This window comes from Vibrio sp. 1402, assembly GCF_033340275.1.
Map to the genome: position 1 here is coordinate 1 of NZ_JAWOWE010000053.1, position 1448 is coordinate 1448.

Below are 1448 nucleotides of genomic sequence, written 5' to 3' on the forward strand. Positions count from 1 at the left end.
GAAGTCGTCGCTATGAGCCTCATGTCCAGTCACGGAAGGATGAATCAGAAGCCATCAAAAACACGGATTTTAAGGCCCACCGCTGGGTTGTAGAGAGAACACACAGTTGGATGAATCGCTACCGTCGTGTCCTGACTCGTTGGGAGAAAAAGGTCGAAAATTACGAGGCAATGCTGCATCTTGCCTGTGCCATCATTGTCTGGAATAAAATCCTTTTGGGATAGGTTCTTATTCATTCTTTATCCCATTTAGTTTATATATCATGATTTGATACATATCTTGGCATCGACGTGTTATTTCAAGCTTACCTTTAAAAAATTATCATAAAATGCCTAGAAACAGATAAAAAGTGCGAACAAAAGCCGACAAAAAACATTTTATTGTTTATGGTTTTTAGCCTTTTGCGGAAGGATGATATAATAATTCGGCTCACACATTTATTTGAGGGTAAACAGTCGGTTCTATGACCGCCATTGAAGATAAGTTAACTCAAAACATAATAAAACAGGGCTTCACTAGATATGAAACCCTTTAATTTAACCTGAGCTTATTTTAATTTACTGTTACACAACTCTTGTAGCCGATTAATAAAGCGTGCAACATGGAAGCCATCACAAACTGCATGATGAACCTGTACTGAGAGCGGCAATAACAGTCTATCCCCTTCTTGCTGATATTTTGCCATTGTTATAATGGGTGCAAAATAATCGGTAAAATTAGCAACATTTAAATTAAAGCTATCAAAATTAACCCAAGGTAATGCTGAAATATTTAAATGATTTTCTGGTGTTACCCCTTGAGGAAATAACTTGGTATCACTTTTATAACGTTCCATTACCGATAAATAATTCACCATAAATTGATCAATATCGGATGAGTATGGGCAACTCAGTGCTGAAAATGTCTCTGTTTCTTGATGGAATACGGTGAATTGTGGGTCGACTGAATCCCATACGATCAATTCATCATCTTTTATCGCCATTCTCAACTCATCAAATTGATTCACGGCCTGAGCAATCAGATAGATCATTACCGGATAAAACTTATACGCTGAATCATCCAATGACTTTTTTAACGTCGTGATATCAATTTTGCTTGTTAAGCTAAAACCACATGGTAAACGATGCCGATAAAACTCAAAATGCTCACGGCGAACCCAATTTTTTACATCAAATTTTGTATAGTTCATAACATATCCCTTCTGAATTTTTATTTACTAAGAACCTATCCCAATAGGTTTTTAGTCCAGACAATGATACCACAGGCAAAATGCAGCATCGCCTCATAATTCTCGACTTTCTTCTCCCAACGAGTCAGGACACGACGGTAGCGATTCATCCAACTGTGTGTTCTCTCTACAACCCAACGGTGAGCCTTAAAATCCGTGTTTTTAATGGCTTCTGACTCATCCTTCCGTGACTGGATATGAGGTTCATAGCGACGACTTT

General features: G+C 37.8%; 2 protein-coding genes and 1 pseudogene. 1 reads left to right on the plus strand and 2 read right to left on the minus strand.

Features of this window, described 5'->3' with window-relative positions; translation table 11 throughout:
• On the plus strand, positions 1 to 224 hold a 224-nt coding region (locus R7044_RS24040), incomplete at its 5' end, for a transposase (protein ID WP_225455851.1).
• Between the two features lie 323 nt (positions 225 to 547).
• On the opposite strand, the gene R7044_RS24045 is transcribed toward R7044_RS24040, so the two are convergent.
• Both R7044_RS24045 and R7044_RS24050 read right to left on the minus strand, forming a co-directional pair.
• A complete protein-coding gene (locus tag R7044_RS24045) occupies positions 548 to 1189 on the minus strand; it encodes a type A-3 chloramphenicol O-acetyltransferase CatIII (RefSeq protein WP_004920769.1) in 642 nt (213 codons plus the stop codon).
• A gap of 35 nt (positions 1190 to 1224) precedes the next feature.
• A pseudogene (locus R7044_RS24050) lies at positions 1225 to 1448 on the minus strand (IS5/IS1182 family transposase); the annotation flags it as partial.

Coding starts and splice junctions, on each gene's coding strand:
- R7044_RS24045 (WP_004920769.1), bottom strand. CDS start 1,189: ATGAACTATACAAAATTTGATGTAAAAAATTGGGTTCGCCGTGAGCAT.